The sequence below is a fragment of the Yoonia sp. genome (assembly GCF_036007805.1).
Lineage (GTDB): Bacteria > Pseudomonadota > Alphaproteobacteria > Rhodobacterales > Rhodobacteraceae > Yoonia.
In genome coordinates this window covers 1-2,200 of the sequence record NZ_DASYOK010000057.1, presented here as the reverse complement: position 1 = coordinate 2,200, position 2,200 = coordinate 1, and the positions used below count along the sequence as shown (strand labels likewise).

2 protein-coding genes are annotated in these 2,200 nt (G+C 54.7%); both read right to left on the bottom strand.

Annotation, left to right across the window (positions count from 1 at the left end):
- On the bottom strand, nt 1–335 hold a 335-nt coding region (locus VGP75_RS03335), incomplete at its 3' end, for a DUF6948 domain-containing protein (protein WP_327542302.1).
- Nucleotides 336–705: 370 nt separating this feature from the next.
- Nucleotides 706–2,200, bottom strand: a 1,495-nt coding sequence (locus tag VGP75_RS03330; protein ID WP_327542301.1) for a MarR family transcriptional regulator, incomplete at its 5' end; no start/stop codon positions are given.

Here is a 2,200-nt window from a genome sequence, read left to right as displayed (position 1 = left end):
ATCGTGACGCTGTAATCCTCAATGATCGCCTTTTGCGCGACAGCGCCGCTCACTTTGCTGTCCGATGAAAGGCCGGAATTTGCAACGCCCTCATACCAGCTCTCGGATTTGTCGGCTGGCTTGTGATACCAGATGCGACGTGCGTTTTCGATGATGACGCCAGTGTGATCCGCTGCGACAATCAAGCCCGCGTTGATACCCTCGTTGCGGCTGCGAATGATAGCGTATTTTCCGATCATGCTGGCCGCGACTGTTGCGCCTGCGGTTGCCGGTGCGGCTTGCTGCTGACCTGCCAGCGCCGTGATAATGGTTGCGAGTGTGTTTGTGTCGATCATGTTTTTTCCTTTGACCAAGGCAACGCACCGTGCGCCGCCTCACGCCTAACCTTACGCAATGATTTTGCACGGTGCAAGGGGTTTCGATCATATTTTGACGTGTAAGATGCTGTTACCGCTAACGCCCTTGAAAACACTATATAATTTATTATCATATATATCTTATATATTATAGTAAGGTACTGTTTTTAGAGGTCAAAACAACTGTCAGGTATAATGTGTCTATTGTGTAATTTTGACTGTCTCTCTAGGTGTTTCTATTTGTCTCTTTAAGGGTAAGATGGAAAAGATAACATGATGACGAAAAACCCCGCAATAACAATGTCTTACGGGGTTTTGCATCTTATTATTGGATCATATCATGATACCGCTATCCGGTCCTATACCATTTGAATACATCTTTGCCGCGATATTTCCGGGAAAATTTGAGTTCCACCTCGCCCGCGTCTTTGAGCCGGTTGCAGGCCGCATCCACGTCCGCGACTGAGATTTTCAGCTTGTTCGCCAGCATGGCGCTTGTCAGTCCGTTGTCCCCGTCCACAAAGTTCAGCAGCCGCGCGGCTATGGCGTCTTCCGGTTTTGCCTTTGCATTGTCGTTGGCAAAGACCAGCGCGACCTTGAAGTTGATTTCGTCCTTGACGTAGGCAAACGCCCATCGGACATGCTCAACCGTCCGCCTGCCATCCGGGATTGCCAGTATGAAACTCACCTTGGCGATCAACTCATAGGCCCGCCGGATCATCGCTATTGACGCCTCGCCCATGCGCTCGCCCATGTGTTCCGCGTACTCGATCAGCCAATCCGCGATGGCGTCCAGCGCCTCGTTTGCGGCGTCGTCTGTATGCACGTCACGTCTGGCCCCGGCATACTCCACCCGGCCATCAGGGCCGCCGTAGAGAAGCCCTAGCTTGCCACTCATCATTATGGGCAAGTCCGGTTTTTGGAACGCTTTGCGCGGCCTTGGGTTGATATCCCGCTCCGAGACGATGATTGACCGGCCCACGAAACCCGACGTGGCGCTTTCGCCGTCCATCACCTCATCAAAAGTGCTTGGCGTTGTAAACCCGATGATGCTCATGAATGGCCGCTCTAATCCGCTGTCCACCATGTCCAGCATCCGCTGCGCCCGCGCCTCGCCTTTTTCGTCTCCCTGCTCCTGCGCCCTCGCCAGCATCGCCCCGAACATTTTGCGCAGATCACGGGACACGTCGCCCCCCAGAAGAAACCGACTGTTGGCTTTGGAATATGCTGACATGATGATGCCGAACACGCCTTCCAGATAGCTGGCCCCGCCGCGCTTTTGGGCGTTCCGAACCTTGCCTAGAAAGATGCCGATTTCGTCAATGCTGTAAAAGCTGGCCTGATTTTCAATCATGTTGCGCACGATCTCTTGCTCAGATTTCATTGTGCCGTGCATTGCGGTTTGCACCCCGGCGGCAATGTGCAAATCGTTGAAAGCCTGCATGACCGCTTCCTTGCCGGTCGATGATGCCGCCACGCAAAACGCCATCATGTTGGCCGTGATGCCATCGCGGGTGTCGTAGTGGCTCATGCCGCCAATGTTGCCCACGGCGGTTAGAGCCGATGCCACGGCCAGCCTGCGCCGGGGATAGCGGCATTGGCTGTCGATCCAGTCCGCGACATAGCCCACGAAACCTGGTGGACGTTGAAGATCCACCCCGGCAACATCCAGCGGCAGGGGGAAGTCCCCGCTTTCGACATGCTCCGCATCGAAGTCGTCATGCGTCGGGACCGCCATCGCGGCCCCGTCTTCAAAGTCTTTGAAGTCGCTTTCCTTCAGCTTCTCTAATTCGCGCTTGCGTTCCGCCGCCCTGTCATCCGCCAGTTCGTCGTAGGACTTGCCA